This window comes from Streptomyces sp. NPDC005408 (assembly GCF_040606445.1).
Taxonomy (GTDB): domain Bacteria; phylum Actinomycetota; class Actinomycetes; order Streptomycetales; family Streptomycetaceae; genus Streptomyces.
In genome coordinates, this window is sequence record NZ_JBEXEX010000020.1 from 90,137 (window position 1) to 104,552 (window position 14,416).

Annotated in this window: 14 protein-coding genes; 2 read left to right on the plus strand and 12 right to left on the minus strand. The window is 68.0% G+C overall.

Annotation, left to right across the window (positions count from 1 at the left end; genetic code table 11):
- Positions 1-28 precede the first annotated feature (28 nt).
- From ABZS64_RS20390 to ABZS64_RS20405, 4 genes are all read right to left on the minus strand, one after another.
- Complete coding sequence (locus ABZS64_RS20390; protein WP_355831207.1) at positions 29-1,162, minus strand: trypsin-like peptidase domain-containing protein; 1,134 nt, start codon at positions 1,160-1,162, stop codon at positions 29-31.
- Positions 1,159-4,131, minus strand: a complete 2,973-nt coding sequence (locus ABZS64_RS20395; protein WP_355831210.1) for an AAA family ATPase — start codon at positions 4,129-4,131, stop codon at positions 1,159-1,161. Before ABZS64_RS20395 ends, ABZS64_RS20390 begins: the two co-directional genes overlap by 4 nt.
- Positions 4,112-5,242, minus strand: a complete 1,131-nt coding sequence (locus ABZS64_RS20400) for a hypothetical protein (protein ID WP_355831213.1) — start codon at positions 5,240-5,242, stop codon at positions 4,112-4,114. The genes ABZS64_RS20395 and ABZS64_RS20400 overlap by 20 nt, the downstream gene beginning before the upstream one ends.
- Positions 5,243-5,319: 77 nt before the next feature.
- Positions 5,320-6,168 carry a hypothetical protein gene (locus ABZS64_RS20405; protein ID WP_355831216.1) on the minus strand — a complete coding sequence of 283 codons (849 nt, stop codon included), beginning with the start codon at positions 6,166-6,168 and terminating at the stop codon, positions 5,320-5,322.
- Positions 6,169-6,443: 275 nt separating this feature from the next.
- On the opposite strand from ABZS64_RS20405, the gene ABZS64_RS20410 reads away from it, so the two are divergent.
- On the plus strand, positions 6,444-7,295 hold the full coding sequence (locus ABZS64_RS20410) for a caspase family protein (protein ID WP_355831219.1): 852 nt from the start codon (positions 6,444-6,446) through the stop codon (positions 7,293-7,295).
- 88 nt (positions 7,296-7,383) lie between these two features.
- On the opposite strand, the gene ABZS64_RS20415 is transcribed toward ABZS64_RS20410, so the two are convergent.
- Entirely contained in the window at positions 7,384-9,609 is a 2,226-nt protein-coding gene (locus ABZS64_RS20415; protein WP_355831222.1) for an endonuclease, read from the minus strand.
- 249 nt (positions 9,610-9,858) lie between these two features.
- On the opposite strand from ABZS64_RS20415, the gene ABZS64_RS20420 reads away from it, so the two are divergent.
- Positions 9,859-10,722, plus strand: a complete 864-nt coding sequence (locus ABZS64_RS20420) for a leishmanolysin-related zinc metalloendopeptidase (RefSeq protein WP_355831225.1) — start codon at positions 9,859-9,861, stop codon at positions 10,720-10,722.
- A gap of 317 nt (positions 10,723-11,039) precedes the next feature.
- On the opposite strand, the gene ABZS64_RS20425 is transcribed toward ABZS64_RS20420, so the two are convergent.
- The 7 genes from ABZS64_RS20425 to ABZS64_RS20455 form a co-directional block, all read right to left on the minus strand.
- On the minus strand, positions 11,040-11,363 hold the full coding sequence (locus ABZS64_RS20425; RefSeq protein WP_355831227.1) for a hypothetical protein: 324 nt from the start codon (positions 11,361-11,363) through the stop codon (positions 11,040-11,042).
- A gap of 26 nt (positions 11,364-11,389) precedes the next feature.
- Positions 11,390-11,776, minus strand: coding sequence for a hypothetical protein (locus ABZS64_RS20430; RefSeq protein WP_355831230.1), 387 nt, complete (start codon positions 11,774-11,776; stop codon positions 11,390-11,392).
- Positions 11,777-11,833: 57 nt separating this feature from the next.
- Positions 11,834-12,664: an alpha/beta hydrolase gene (locus tag ABZS64_RS20435; protein ID WP_355831233.1), complete on the minus strand. Its 831-nt coding sequence runs from the start codon at positions 12,662-12,664 to the stop codon at positions 11,834-11,836.
- 171 nt (positions 12,665-12,835) lie between these two features.
- Complete coding sequence (locus ABZS64_RS20440; protein ID WP_355831235.1) at positions 12,836-13,036, minus strand: DUF5988 family protein; 201 nt, start codon at positions 13,034-13,036, stop codon at positions 12,836-12,838.
- A 53-nt stretch (positions 13,037-13,089) separates the two neighbouring features.
- Positions 13,090-13,308 carry a DUF5994 family protein gene (locus ABZS64_RS20445; protein ID WP_355831342.1) on the minus strand — a complete coding sequence of 73 codons (219 nt, stop codon included), beginning with the start codon at positions 13,306-13,308 and terminating at the stop codon, positions 13,090-13,092.
- A 72-nt stretch (positions 13,309-13,380) separates the two neighbouring features.
- Positions 13,381-13,641: a hypothetical protein gene (locus ABZS64_RS20450; RefSeq protein ID WP_355831238.1), complete on the minus strand. Its 261-nt coding sequence runs from the start codon at positions 13,639-13,641 to the stop codon at positions 13,381-13,383.
- Between the two features lie 5 nt (positions 13,642-13,646).
- Positions 13,647-14,246: a DUF5994 family protein gene (locus ABZS64_RS20455; RefSeq protein WP_355831241.1), complete on the minus strand. Its 600-nt coding sequence runs from the start codon at positions 14,244-14,246 to the stop codon at positions 13,647-13,649.
- Positions 14,247-14,416: the final 170 nt, after the last annotated feature.

Genomic DNA, 14,416 nt, shown 5'->3' on the forward strand with positions numbered 1-14,416 from the left:
CCCTCCTCGGTCTCCTCAGTGGTGTTGTTCAGTCGTGTTGTGCGGTCTCGATCTCGCCATGGATTTCAGGGCTGTTCGCCTTCAGATGGCGCATGATGCTGCCCATCTGCGTGCCGACGTTGACGAACGCCGTCGTCCTGCCCTGGAACATCACGTCCTCGACGCGCCGCGTGCCCCGGTGGAGTGCGACCACCTTCCAGTCGTCCGTGAAGACGGGCGATCCGGATGATCCGCCGCGGGTGTCGGTGAAGTAGCGCACGTCGTTCTCGTCCGCCGCGTAGACAAGGTTGTTGCGCAGGGCGACGCGCTTCGGCTGTCCGCCGGGGTGCTGAATGATGTTGACGGCCACGACATCGCCCTTGGCGACGGACAGGGGTTCCTTCGCCAGCTTCAGTACCGGCCGGGAGGGCTCGGTGGTCAGGCGCACGACCGCGTAGTCGAGCTCCGGGTCCGCGGCGACGAGTTCGCTGACGGCGGCCTCCTCGGTCTCCACGTCGTCCGTGTCGTAGTCGAACCGCGCGTGTGCGTGCTGCGCCTGGAGGCTCAGGTCCTCGGCATCGGCCCGGGGCCGTCCCGAGCCCGTGCCGGAACGGGCGTTGACCACATGGTGGTTCGTGATGAGCAGGTCAGGGGCGATGAGCCATCCCGTGCCGGAGTGCGGGAAGCCGTTCGGCTGGAGCGGCGCGCCTCCCTGGTAGGGGGGAACCTTGATACGTGCGACGGCCGTTCCGGCCAGATCGCCGCCCCGGAGGAAGTCGAAGGGAACCGTGTCGTCGCGGTGGACGATCTCCTCCTTGATCTCCTGGATGTCCGGAGCGGGCATGCCCGCCATGACGTCCGGCTCGCCTCCCGCGCTGCGCGCCACGTCGTCCAGGGTGCGCTGCAACAGGGCGAGCGGTGCGGCCTCGGTCGTCTGGGCGATGGCGTTACGGAGCCAGATCTCCAGCGGTACGGAACCGTCCACGAGCCGCTCGACCCCGTTCATCTGGTTGAGGTCCGAGTGCACTTGCCGCCCGGGCGCCGGAAGCAGCGGCAGCGTGCCGCGGTACCTGGGCATGATGCCGTCGAACAGCAGCGGCCTGACCATGGGGTCGGCGAGCCCGGTCTCCAGGGCCGCGTCCCGCACCTGGAGGATCTCGTCCGCCGAGAGGTATGCGCTCATGACCGACCAGGCCGCGCGGGGCCGTTCCCTTCGCTTCCGGTGTGTCCGCCTTCCCGCGGGGCCTTGCCTGTCCGCGACGTACGACTGGCGGTGCCCGCGCCCATGGCGGCCGCCACTCCGGCGACGATCTCACCGCTCTTGTCGCGTACGGCAAGCAGCCGCCGGGCGAGCTTGTTGAGGGTGCCGCGGTCGCGGGCCAGGCGCAGGATGCCCGTGGTGTCGGACGGGCCTGATCCCGCCTGCGGCTTGGAGGGGCCGGCCGCGTCGCTCAGGATGTCCATCAGAGAGCCGAGCAGCGCCGGCTGGTCGGCGGCCGCACGGCGTATCGCCGCTCCGAGTGTCTCCAGTGCCTCGTCGTCCGCGGGCAGCCCCACGACATCGAGCGCGTGCTCCAGCGCGCCGGGATCCTGCGGATAGACCTGCGACGCCACCGCGCGTACGAGGGCGGGCTGGTCGGCGAGAACACCGTCGGGCAACCGCCGCAGCCGCTGCGCAAGTTGGTTGTCGGCGTCGTTGTCGGCCACTTCGGCGCCGGTGGAGAGCCGCGACCGGGCCAGCAGTGCACCCATCGCTTCCAGGTCCTGCCCGAGGTTCACGGCAATGTCCTCCGCGATCCGCAGATCATGCTCGGCGCTTTCCAGGTCGTCCGCGTCCTCAGCGAGTCGGGCGGAGAGCAGGAGTAGTTCCAGTTGCTGTTCCGCGCACCCCACTGCCTGAGTCGAAGCGATCGCCTCCGAGGCCGCTCTGCGCGCCTCGTCCTGCCGTCCGAGCCTGTTCAGCGTCTCGGCCAGCAGGGAGTGGAGCGGGCTGCACGGCATCCATGGCCTGCGTTCCCCGAGCCGCACGAACGCGGCTTCGGTGAAGCCCTGAGCCAGCAGATCCTCCACCTCGCGCGCGGCGATGCGCTCCCAGTCCTGCTGGTCGGCGCCCGCCATGACATGGTCGGGGGCCTCGCCCCCGAGCTTCGCGCCGAGCAGGCCCGCGGCCCGCGGGCTCATCTCCTGCTGCGCGCCGATCAGGAAGCGCTCGATGCCGGGCAGCCACCGCTCCTCCACCGATCGCGGGTTCTCGTTGAGCCGCAGCCGGTGATAGATCTCCTCTGCGCGTGCCTCAAGACCGTCGCGCGTTTCGTAGTACTCGACGGCGCGCCGTTCGACCGTGCGCATCACGTCGGAACGGTCGGTGCTCGGCAGTCGCAGCATGATGGCGCGTACGTCGGTACGGTGCCGCACGGCTTCGGGCCCGGCCGGTTCCACCAGGTCGAGGCGGGACAGCTCGTCGAAGAGGTGCCGGGCGTCGTCGAGGGTCTCCACCCGCAGCCCGCAGGGTTCGGCGAGTACGTCCTTGATGATCTCGGGGGTGATGACGCGGAGCACCAGGCCCGGGTGGGCGAGACGGCGTACCTCCGGATTCGCGATGTGGTTGAGGATGCGGTCGTAGAGGATGCCCTGGACGAGCATCTGGTCGACGCGGCGGAAGAACTGCTCGCGCCGGGCGGGCAGGCTGCGGATGAGGTCGCCCATCCGGTCGGCTTCGCTTCCGGCGAGCGTTGCGGCCCGGGCGGCCAGTTTCAGACTGAGCGGATGCCCGCCGACGCGGTCCGCCAGCACCCATGCCACTTCAGGGTCCTTGATGCCGCACGAGGCGAGGAGGCCGACGGCGGCCTCCGGATCGAGTTCGAGGAGTTCGATGTCCCGCGGGACGACGGACCGTGCCGGATGGTCCACGGAGGCGCGCCCGGAGACGACGACACGCAGCCGCGGGTAGACGTTCTGGAACGAGACGCACATCGCCCACATCCGGCCGAGGACGGGTGAGCCCCGGTACTGGGCCTCCTCGAACGAGTCGATGGCCAGGACGAACGGCGGGTCCTCCTGTTCTGCCGAGGCCACCGCCCGTACCAGGACACCGGCCGTGCGCCGGATGAGGTCGCCCTCGCGCTCGCCGGCCAGCAGCTGGAATTCCTGCGAGGAGCGGCGTCCCATGACCGACCGGGTGGTGGCGAGCTCGTGCAGCTGTGTCACGCGTTCCTGGCCCTCCCGCTGACTGCGGGCCGTGCGATGGCACTCGTCCGCCAAGGCGTCCAACTCGGCGCGGTGAGCGGGGTACTGGATGCCGAGCTGCCGCGCTACCTCGGCGATGAGCGTGACCGGTTCGTGGATCGAGATTGTGGGCCGCTCGAAGTCGATGTACGCGAAGGGGAAACCGAGGCCGCGGTCGTGAATGCTGTCGAGGAGGAATTTGGCGAGGAGGGTGCTCTTGCCCATGCCGCCGGGGCCATGGATGACCAGTGGGGGCACCGGAGCAGGAGGGGCGCCCGCTGCGGAGTCGGCAGGCGTGGCGGAGACGGCAGACGTGCCGATGTAGTCGTGCAGTTCGTCGAGTTCGCCCGTGCGCCCCTGGAAGGGAGCCTGCACGAGACGTTCGAGTGGTTGCAGCAGTCTGGCCCGCTCCAGAGTGTGCTGGAGTTCTTCGGTATCCGGCAGTCCGCTCATACCCGGCACGCGCGAGAGCCACAGCACCGCTTGGAGGGTGTCGGCCAGTTCGTCGGCCGCCCGGGCGCTCTTCGCCGGAGGGCTGTCCGACAGATAGGCCAGGCAGATGCGCTCCGGCCCGGGCTCGTCCTGGAGCTGGTCGAGATTGCACTCAAGGGCGCGCCGGGCGGCTTCGGGCCCTGCCAGGCCGCGCAGCGCTTCGTCCCGGACATCGGCCTTGAGGCCCCAGACAGCTCGCTCCTTCATGCCCATGGTCGTGCAGTCGTCGAGCAGTTCGAGTACCGCATTGCCGCTGGCGCGGCTCTCGCCGGGCAGGCGGAGCAGCATGGGGTCGAAGCGGGTGAGGAGGCAGGCCGCTTCCCGATAGGCGCCGCGGGCGTCCGAGACGGCGCTGGAGCGGTCCTCACTTGCGCGGAGTTCCTGGCGCAGCCGGGCGCTGAAGATCTTCCGCGCCTCAGAGGGTTCGGTAGACATGAATGGCCCCCTCTGCTGCGGTGCAGATCTTCCGCATGTAGCTTTCGCTGCCGCCGTTGCCGTCCGTCTCGGCGGCCCGGAGCACCTCCTCGACGGCCACGTCCACGAGTTCGGCGATCGTGGATTCCCCGGGCGGGCCACCGGTGAGGAATTCGGGAGGGGACTCGTGGAAGTACTGGTTGAAGAAGTTGCGCAGATCGTCGGGTTCGGCGACCCGGGCCGTGTCCCAGCAGAGACTTCCCCGCAGGTCGTACGGGAGTTGGCGCATCGAGGGCCCGTAGCCGAGAAGCACAAGACGGGGTGCCTGGTCGCCTCGTACGGCAGCGTGCTCGTAGATTGCGAGGGCCAGTTGCCCGATGAAGTCCCATACGTCGGAGCTGGGATCGAGCTTGTCGCACTCGTCCAGGACGAGCCAGAAGCGGTCCTCGACGGCGGTGGCCCTGCCGACGACCCAGTGCACGGCGTCGTCGATCGACGGCAGCAGGTCGTTGAGCTCCGTGGGGTTCAGCAGTGAGATTCCCGCGCCCGGGTCGGAGACGAATTCCGCGAGCCGGCGGACGACCTTGTCCGCGGTCGAGGTGTGCGACAGAGTCACTCTCGCCGGACGGAAGCCGTAGTGCTGCCCGATATGGCGGATGAGGTTGTACGTGTACGACCTGCCACTGTCCGGATCGCCGTCGACCAGCAGTACGGATTTCTCCGGGTCGTAGACGAACTGACGCAGCGTCTCCCGCAGGTTCTGCCGGTCTATGAAGACCTCGGTGCCGTTCTTGAGGACGCAGGTACGGAAATTGTCCTGCGAGGCGTGGACGCGGCAGTCCTCGCGCAGCCGGTCCTTGAATTCCAGCGCCTTGGAGACTTCCGGAAGGACGCTGAGCCGGTCGACCGTGGCGACGACCTCGATGAGTTTGAGCTGCCGCTGGATGTCTTTGCGTGAAGCTTGAACCAGCGCGCGGGCATTCTCCGCGCTGACCGCCGTGAGTGGCAGGGCGGAGACGAATTCCGGGGCGAATCCGTACTGGACGAGCTGGGTGTGGGGGTCGGTGGTGTCGAGAAGGTACTCCCGTACCCACATGGTCACGAGGTCCCATTCCGTGTCGGCCAACGGCATGCCACACCTGCCCAGCCGCCCCTGAAGAGCAAGAGACGGACTAACTCCTAGTTGTCATGTTTCCACCCGGTCTATGCTCACGCAAGGTGGCTGAACATCCGCTGGAATGGCCCTCTGACCTGCGGATTTCCCAGATATTCGGAGATGCCGTGATGGTTCTTGCTGTCGTTCGTGACCAGCAGATCTGTCACCCGTTCAACAGGTGCGTACTCGGGCCGGAGGGTGTGGTCGAGTGCCACCAGATCCCGCAGGTCCGACGCGTTGCGCCAGACCCGTACGCCCGACGGAACCGCGGGCGGCTTCGCCAGATGGTCCTGCACCTCGGTGATCGCCAGCGGCGATCCGACGGTGGCGAACAGCTCGATGTCCCGTTCCTCATCGGCCAGTACTTCGTAGGCGACGATGGACCCGAGGCTGTGCCCGACCATCGCCAGGGGGGCACCGTCCGGGCCCTCCAGCGCCTTCCTGACCACCTCGCGTATCGCCGCTCCGGCACCGCCGAAGAAATAGGCGTAGACATCCTTGAAGGTGCGCTTGACGAGCAGCCGGAACACCGCCTTGCGGGCCGATCCGGGCAGCGGCAGTGCTTCGAGGGGGAGTTGGGATCCGAGCCCCGTCTCCTCCGTCTCGGCGAGCGTGTCCCCGAGATAGGTCATCCTGAGCAGCCAATCGCTGAGCGCGTTCTTCACCTCGCCGGTGCCCGGCACCGACTCCGGCGCGACATCACCCGCGTCGAACCGTGCTTCGTCGATGGTTCTCGCCACGAATGCCTCAGGCGTCTCGAACTCCACGGGTGCGGGTACCCCCTCGGTCGCCGGCGGTCCTTCGTCCAACGGGCCACCGTCCAGCGGGTCGGGCCGGTGGTCGGGCAGAGGGTGGTCGTACCGAAGCGGAGCCCAGTACGCCATGCGCGAGAAATCACCCATGTCCCTGCCGAAAAGGGCCGTGTCCCACTGAGACTTGAGCAATTCCGAGCGAACCTTGTTCCCATTGCCGTGGACGTAAATGACCCTGGGTTGCATTTTCGTGCCTCCCGACACCGCACGGGCTCCGGTCATTTGGACGCCGGTCACTTTCAGTATTGGCCTGCGGTGATGTGTCCGCCATTCGGGCGCCCGACCGCCCGAATGGGGTTCAGACACCGAACGGTCACGGAACTATGCAGACGACGCACGTCACCCAGGCACAAGGAGCCCCCCTCATGGCCACCGGCCTCTCCCTCCACGTCGGACTCAACAGGGTCGACCCAGCGAAGTACAACGGCTGGGACGGCGAGCTCGTCGCATGCGAGAACGACGCCAATGACATGGCCCGTCTGGCCCGCGAAGCGGGCTTCGAGGACACCACTCTCCTCACCACCGACGGCACCGTCGAGAACGTCACCGCCGAGCTGCGCAAGGCGGCCCGAAAGCTGAAGAGCGGGGACATCCTGATGTTCTCGTACTCGGGCCACGGCGGTCAGATGCCGAACGCCGTCGGCTCCGACGACGAGCTGGACGACTTCGACGAAACCCTCGTCCTCTACGACCGCGAGTTCCTCGACGACGAGCTGTACAGGGAGTTCGGCCGCTTCGACACGGACGTCAGGATCCTGGCCTTCCTCGACTCCTGCCACAGCGGCACCGGCATCGAGGTACGGGAGGTCCTCAGCCCCGAGGCCATGCAGGAGCAGTTCCAGACCAGCGACCCGAACCAGATCGAGAACACCTCACGACTCATGCCGGTCGCCAAGCAGTACGAGATCTACCAGCGGGACAAGGAGTTCTTCCAGGAGATCCAGCGCGCAGTCGGCACCGAGAACGGTCGCGAGGACGGAGCGAACGCGCTGCTCATCTCCGGCTGCCAGGACAACCAGCTCTCCTCCGACGGCCCGGTCAACGGCAAGTTCACCGGCACGCTGCTGGACGTCTGGGACGGCGGAACCTTCCGCGGCGGCTACCGTGCCTTCCACCGGGACATCGTGCGGAACATGCCGGCCACGCAGAGCCCGAATTTCTACGTGACCGGGCGCCCCGGGGCCGAATTCCTGGAGCAGCGGCCCTTCACGGTGTGAGGACCGGCTCGAGGAGGCCGGTTCGAAGAGGCCGGTTCGAAGAGGCCGGTTCGAGGACCGGTGTGAGGACCGGTGCCGTCAGGATCCGTCAGGGCCAGGCGCCGGCGAAGTCGATCTTCTCGGCCCACTCCGGGTGGTCGATGAGCGGATTGCGATTGCCCTGTATCTCGGCTATCGCCGCATTGCGGTGCCGCTCGTACTCGCTCACCTCGTCCGCGCTGTGCCAGGACAGCAGAAGGTCCAGGCGCTCCCGTTGGAGCTCGCGTGCCTCGTCCCCGATGAATCCGGGATAGCGCAGCAGGAAGTACAGCGTCGCCCGGGCGACCGGTCCCTTGCCGTCCGACGGCTCGAACTTGAGCGGCTCGCGGCGCCCGCAGGAATGCCGTACGACTTCCTCGCTGTCCGCGAAGTCGAAGTACGGGATGTTCCCGCGGAAGCTGTTGCACGCCGACTCGCAGGCGAAGAGATGATGCAGATCGCCGCGCATGGGCTCCTTCTTGGCGAACCAGGACTGGGGCACGACGTGCTCGCAGTTGAACGGCAGGGCGGCCTCCAGTGCGTCGAACTCGGCCTCCAGCGCGCCGGGGCCGGGCGCACTCTCGTGCAGCAGGAATTCCTGCCAGCGTCCGATCCGGGCGGCCTCCACCGCCGCGTCGGCCTGTATCAGCTCTTCGGGTGTGAAGTCCTTGCCCGAGTAGATACTGCGCAGCTGCTCGTCCGGGTGCAGGTCGACCCACGGGTAGAGCATGCGCATCGGCTTGTACGCGGGCCGGTGCTCGTGGGTCGTCTCCAGCAGCTCGGCGAGCGCACCGCGCAGGCCGGTGGGGCTGCCGGTGCGGATGTCGGCGTAGTAGGCGTCCCGCGCGGTCCGGTCCGCCGCCGCGTCGTAGTAGGGGCGGGCCCTGGCGGCCGCGAGGTTGACGAGTGCGGCGGCCAGGTCGTTCTCGGCGGGCGACTGACCGTCGATGTGTCCGACCGCAGGACCCGGAAGACCCGGGAGAGCGGTGGCCGGAATGGACCCCGGAGCCGCGGCCGTTGTCTGGGTCTGAGCCTGGAAGGTGGTCGTGTCGAGGCTGACCGTGATGTTCAGCGGGACGCTCAAGCGCACCGTCCCGCCGGACACCGACGGCTGCGCGGCCCCGTCCGGCGCCAGGCCCGCGAGGCCCACGGCGCTCTGGGGTCCGACGACGCCGTTCGTCCCGCTCGGCGGCGGCAAGAGCGGCGGCGACACCTCCACGGGGTGCAGGGACGCTCCGGCCGCGAAGATCTCCTCGCGGAGAGCGGCGGCGGCACCGGACATCGGCAGCTGCCTGAGCGTGCCCAGGACGCGGCTGATCCGTACGCCCTCGTTCGCCATCCAGTCGAGCCGGTTCTCACCCATCTCCGGCTCCCAGATGGAACCGTCGACGGCAAGGGGTTTGCCGTTCTCGTCGGTGCGCGGAACACCCGCGTGGTGCAGCGCCACGACCTCCCACTGGTCGTTGAAGACCGGCGACCCCGATGATCCGGGAGCTGTGTCGGTCGCGTAGTGCACGAACATCTCCAGCAGGTCCACGACCTTGTTCTCGCGCAGCGCGAGCTGCTTGGGCTCGCCGTTGGGGTGCTGGATGATGTTGACCATCTCGCCGAGGATGACCTTGCCCTCGGCCTCCTTGAGGGGCAGCCGGCCGAACGGCGAGAGCGGCCGGCCGTCCTGCGAGCGCTGCGCCACGGCGACCACGCTGAAGTCGAGGGCGCGGTCGGTGACGAAGAACGTCTGGGGCTCCAGCTTGAACACCACAGGCACGAGCGGCTGTCCGTCCAGGCCCGCCTGGAAGTTGAACTCGATGACCCCGCGGCCCGCTTCGTCCGCGTTGCGCAGCACATGATTGTTTGTCATCAGGAGCGTGGGGGACACAAGGAATCCGGTGCCGTGGAGCGTTCCGCCTCCACTCCGCAGGGTCACCCGGCCGATCGAGCGTGCCGCCAGAAAGCCGGCTTCGAGGAAACCGACTCCGATGAGGTCATTGCGCCCCATGAGGCGTTCAAGACCCAGCACATCGGCACCGAAGGAGTCCGGGGCCAGCTCCAGGCTGCTGCCCGTGGTCGCTGCCGCCGGTGTCTGGTCGATCGCCGTGGCCAGCGCCATGTCGGCGCCCAGGCGTGCCAGCCGTTTTTCCACCCGCTCCGGAGCGTCGGCATACAGGATGCCGCGCCGGTCGAGGACGCGCAGGTTACGGGCCCGCTCCGCTGCTCGCATCTCGTAGCGGTCGCGGGCCTGCTTGATTTGGGAAAGATATTCCGCGTCGGCCTGGGACAACTGCTCCACCGTCATTTCGGTCCGCCTCCTCGTGGACCTCGCCTGCACGTGGGTTCATGGCTTGTCGCCCCTCCTTCATTATGGGCACGGAATGCCCATAGGTGCTCACCCGAACGGGCCAGTGGTTGGCCCTTCAATACTGGACCGCTGGATTATTGCGAATTGAATTTGGTTTGCCCGCGCGAAACGTACTGAGCACCCGAACGGCCCGGCTCCTATGCTCGAAAGAGAAACCATCGAGCAGAATTCAGCAGAGGAGAGGCCATGTGCACCTACCGTACGTACCGCGCGGTTGCCGATCCCGCACGCGCGGATGAACTCGCCGCCGTCACCTCGCCATTCACGATCGAAGTGCGGTTCCTCGGAGGGCTGACGGATACTCAGGAACAGGCCTTCGAGCAGGCGGCCGACCGCTGGGCGCGCGTCATCATCGGCGATCTGCCGACGGTCATCCTCGGCGGCGAGGTTATCGACGACCTTCTGATACTTGCTCAGGGAGTGCCGATCGACGGCACCGGCAGAATACTTGGACAGGCGGGTCCGACACATGTGCGCTCCGCCTCGGCCAACTTCGGTGCCCTGTTGCCGGTCAAGGGAATCATGTCGTTCGACACGGCCGATCTGGCACACATGGAGGACGACGGGACCCTGCTCGATGTCATCACCCATGAAATGGGGCACGTTGTGGGCATCGGCACGGTGTGGGAGGACAAGGGCCTTCTCAAAGACCCCCGGACGCCCAATCCGAATTTCGTCGGAGGCGCCGCCATGGACGAACTCGGCAAGCTCATGGGCGCCGGCGGACCCGTTCCGGTACCGGTGGAGAGCACCGGCGGTCCCGGCACCGCCGACAGCCACTGGCGGGAGACCGTCTTCCACAACGAGCTCATGTCCGGCTTCGTCGGCTCGCCCGGAAATCCGCTCAGCCGTGTGACGGTCGCGAGCCTGCAGGACCTCGGATACGAGGTCGACATCGAAGCCGCCGAAGCATACGAGCTTCCCGATCTGTTCGAACTCGCCCGCGCCGGCGAACTCGTGACGCACAGCGCGCCTACGGACCGCGGCATGATGCTGCCGGTCATCCCGGTCGTGCTGCCCGCGGACACCTCCGGCCGCCAGGTGGCCTGAGGTACCTGGGGGAGGGCTCGGTACAGTGCGGCCCGGCCTCCCGCAGGTGCGGCCCGGCCCTCCCACATGGGAGGACCGGGCCGCACATCGGTCGCGCCGCCGGCTGTTCGCCCGCGCGACCGGCCCCCGTCCTAGGGCCTGTGGTTCGGATCTTGCCGGGCTCGCGTGCCCTGGCACGCACGCTCGCTGCGTTGTCGTCAGTCGCCGACGCTCCGCGTCGCCGCCGAGCGCAACGCCGCCCAACGTATGAGGGATACCCAGGGTTGACCTGACATGGCGGTCATCGTGCCACGCCGCGATCCAGCCGGACGAGCCGCTCATCCGTGGTCGGGCGGCCCGTACAGCCCCTCGTAGGCGATGCGTGAGGTGTCGGACTGCCGGGTGTCCTGGGCAACTGCCCACTGGCGCGTCGCACGGTCGACCGCGACGGTGGTCCACCCATGACCGTCTTCGTCGCTGAGGTGGATCAGGAGGGTGTACTGGTCGTGCTCCACACGAAGCCGGTGGTCCGGGTTCGCTGCCTCGTGCAGCCCGCGTGACGCTTTCTCCGGGGTCGTGGGATCGGCGACGAAGGAGGTCCATCGCTGTCCACGACGCGGAGGGCGGGCGGGGCGATCGCCGGGAGCCGCTTGGTCGGACACGGATGTCTCCTCTCGTGAACCCCGCTTCACGAAGCATTGTCTCCCCGGCGCGTCCGCCACCGGCGGGCAGAGCGCATCCCTCCACGGAGGCCGATCCACACGATCCCGGCGCCCCCACCGGCGATCACGGCGGCGCCGATCCACACGTCGTGGCGCGCCTCCTGAACCTGGATGCTCTTCTGCTCCTCGTAGGTCCGCGTGCCGCCGTACTTTCCGCCGGGCAGGATCACAGCGCATGAGGTGTCCCCGGGATGCATGGGGCCGGGCACCTCCTCGCCCTGGCTCCCGGCGGGGCTGTTCTCTCCAGGGCAGACGACGTCGGCCGACCGGCCCCGCAGACCTGCGGCGACGAACAGCAGGCCGACGACGACGGCAAGCAGCAACAGGGCCAGGGGAACAAGGCGTTGGCGCACGCGTCTCCTCGGTCGAGGCATCGGGAATCAGGCATGGTAGTTGCTCAGCCCGACGAGCTACCTGTTTCCCGGAGCGTCGGCCGGTGCCGTGCGCGCCGCGAAGTCGGCGAGGTCGGCGAGAACGCGTCCGGGCTCTTCCCAGTGGACGACGTGGCCGACGCCCTCGTACGTGAGGAGACGCGCGCCATGGATGGCGTCGAGGATGGTCTGCTGGTCGCTGCGCGGGAGGAAAGAGTCCTCGTCGCCCCAGATGAGAAGGGTCGGCACCAGGATGCCCGCGAGGGTCGCGCGCAGATCCGCTTCGAGCAGTCCGCGCAGTGTCTCTTTCCAGACATAGGCGGGGAGTTTGAGGCTTTGCTCGATCATGGTCTCGATCAGACCCTTGGCCACCGGGCGGGCCACCATCCCGGACATGAGGTCTTCGACGATCGCCCGCGGGACGGGATCGGAGAGGCCCTCGATCGTCTCCTGCATTCCGGTCATCCCGGGCTTGTCCGCGAGGGTGGCGGGGACACCGACCAGGACCAGCCCCGAGACACGGTCGGGGTGGCTGCCGGCGACGATGCGGGCGGCCACGCCGCCGCTCGAGGAGCCGACGAGGATCGCGCGGCCGATACCGACCGCGTCGAGGAAGGCCACGAGATCGGAGGCGAAGTCCTCGGGCCGGTAGCCGTCAGGGGGACGGTCGGCGTCGCCGTGGCCGCGCTGGGTGGGTGCGTAGCCGTGCAGGGATGCCGGGAGTCGTCTCAGCAGAGGTTCGAAGGACCACCAGGAGTCGGAGAGGCCGTGGACGAAGACGACCGGAGTGCCACGGGGATAGCCCGCCTCGGCGTAGGGGAGCGTGAGCCCTTCCTGCAGAGGCGCGGCCTTGACGGAGATGGTGGTCATGGCGGCCTTCCTCGCCGCGCTCGATCGTCCCCCGGCGGCAAGCCCGCGGGAGCCGGTCGGCAATATTCCGATCGTATCGACGACCGGCCGCTCCCGCCGGGTAGCGAGAGGACTGCGCGCATCACCGGGCCCGCAGCACCAGGTCCTCAGCGCCGCGCCCTCCCGGACGCGCTATTCGGCGATCTCTGTCCGCTCCCACCATTCATAGACGGGCAGCCGTCCCTCTGGGCTGTCCTGATGCCGCGACGTGACCTTGAAGTGCTCGAACCCGCCGCGGTGCGGAATCTTCAGCTCTTGTCCGGGAGGGGTGATCGGGACGATCCGCTCCTGCAGATCATCCGGACCTCCCTCAAGGACTGCCTTGTTTGTCATGGAACCAGTCTTCCTACCCGAGCGACCCCTCGCACCTCGGATCGAGCATTGGCTCATGCGGGCGTGATGCCGGTGTCGGCGAGGATCTGCTCTGCCGATGTGCAGTTGCTGTCCTGTACGGCCATGGTCATCACGGTGTACGCGGCGGAGGCGTCGGCATGCAGCGGGATCACCAGGAACGAGAAGTGGTCCTGAGGCCCGCGGGTGATGATCATTGTGTGGTCGTCGACCACGGACCTGTCGATACGGACCATGTGGTCATCGATGACCAGGTGACCCCAAGCGCGTCATGAGCTGCCGCCCCTCCGAGGGCACTTCTGCACGGGTGGTCTGCGCATGGTGTCTCACTTCCGGACGAGACGGCGGGGCCAGATCCGCCCGGAGCCTCCGACGCGACGGTCGCGGCGGCCATCAGTGGCACTCGAAGCCACGAGTCCGCGGGACGTGTGAGGATCCGCCGTGGGCGGATTGCGAAGGTTCGACTTGGCACGGCCGTAGGGGAAGGCCGCGATCCGTTCGTCGTGCTGGGAGTTGAGCATGTGAATCGCGAGCGCGCCGAGGGCGACCGTGGCCAGCAGCACGAGCACGGTGAAGAAGGTCCCCATGATCCTCACATCGCTTCCGTCGGATCCGGCACCTGATTGATGACCGCTCGCGCAGGTGAATGGGAGATCGGGCCGCGCGCTTCATGGCCGCCTTCGGAGTCCCAGACCCTCTCGCGCGTCGAGTCCCAATCGGCTTCGGCCGCCATCCGGAAGAACTCGGCCTCCCGGATCAATCCGCTCGCGGTGAGACTCTGCGACGGGTCAGCGGCTGTGGCCATCAGCCTGGCGGCCGTGGCCGGACTGGTCTCCGGGGGGATCACCAGAAGGTCCCAGCGGCCGGCGGTGTAGGAGAGCAGCAGCAGCTTGTGGGGGTCCTGCTCGGCCTTGAACCAGCCGACATGCACCACGTGCCCGGCGACGGGCACCTTGCGTGGGATGACGGGCCAGAAGGTGGGGTTCACCGTGACGCGGGTGATCCGTCCCCACAGCGGGTCCAGTACCGCGATGAGCGCGGGGAGTTCCGCCGCCAGATCCCGGGTACGTGGCCACCACGCACCGTCGATCAGAGCGGGAGCGGTGCCGGCCGGCGCCAGCATGAGGCGGAGCGGCAACGAAGAAGGGGTCCGGTCTTCGACCGCGTGCGTATCCAAAGTGGTCGCGGTCATGACGCGGACCCTGCCCCGGGCCGGACTCAACCGGCCCGGTGTCGTGAATCGCCGAAAACGACACGAGCTTGAAGGCTGGTGCACGAAGTGTCCTCGGTGCCTTCAGGGTACTCCGATGCAACGGCCCCGGCGTATACACGTCGGGACCGCCCTTCCGGGCGGTTGCACGT

What these genes read in the sequence shown, in the direction of transcription:
- ABZS64_RS20410 (WP_355831219.1), top strand. Translation starts at nt 6,444, where the DNA reads ATGGCCACCGGCCTCTCCCTCCACGTCGGACTCAACAGGGTCGACCCA.
- ABZS64_RS20390 (WP_355831207.1), bottom strand. Translation starts at nt 1,162, where the DNA reads ATGAGCGCATACCTCTCGGCGGACGAGATCCTCCAGGTGCGGGACGCG.
- ABZS64_RS20405 (WP_355831216.1), bottom strand. Translation starts at nt 6,168, where the DNA reads ATGGGTGATTTCTCGCGCATGGCGTACTGGGCTCCGCTTCGGTACGAC.
- ABZS64_RS20415 (WP_355831222.1), bottom strand. Translation starts at nt 9,609, where the DNA reads ATGACGGTGGAGCAGTTGTCCCAGGCCGACGCGGAATATCTTTCCCAA.
- ABZS64_RS20400 (WP_355831213.1), bottom strand. Translation starts at nt 5,242, where the DNA reads ATGCCGTTGGCCGACACGGAATGGGACCTCGTGACCATGTGGGTACGG.
- ABZS64_RS20420 (WP_355831225.1), top strand. Translation starts at nt 9,859, where the DNA reads ATGTGCACCTACCGTACGTACCGCGCGGTTGCCGATCCCGCACGCGCG.
- ABZS64_RS20395 (WP_355831210.1), bottom strand. Translation starts at nt 4,131, where the DNA reads ATGTCTACCGAACCCTCTGAGGCGCGGAAGATCTTCAGCGCCCGGCTG.
- ABZS64_RS20450 (WP_355831238.1), bottom strand. Translation starts at nt 13,641, where the DNA reads ATGGGGACCTTCTTCACCGTGCTCGTGCTGCTGGCCACGGTCGCCCTC.
- ABZS64_RS20440 (WP_355831235.1), bottom strand. Translation starts at nt 13,036, where the DNA reads ATGACAAACAAGGCAGTCCTTGAGGGAGGTCCGGATGATCTGCAGGAG.
- ABZS64_RS20455 (WP_355831241.1), bottom strand. Translation starts at nt 14,246, where the DNA reads ATGACCGCGACCACTTTGGATACGCACGCGGTCGAAGACCGGACCCCT.
- ABZS64_RS20435 (WP_355831233.1), bottom strand. Translation starts at nt 12,664, where the DNA reads ATGACCACCATCTCCGTCAAGGCCGCGCCTCTGCAGGAAGGGCTCACG.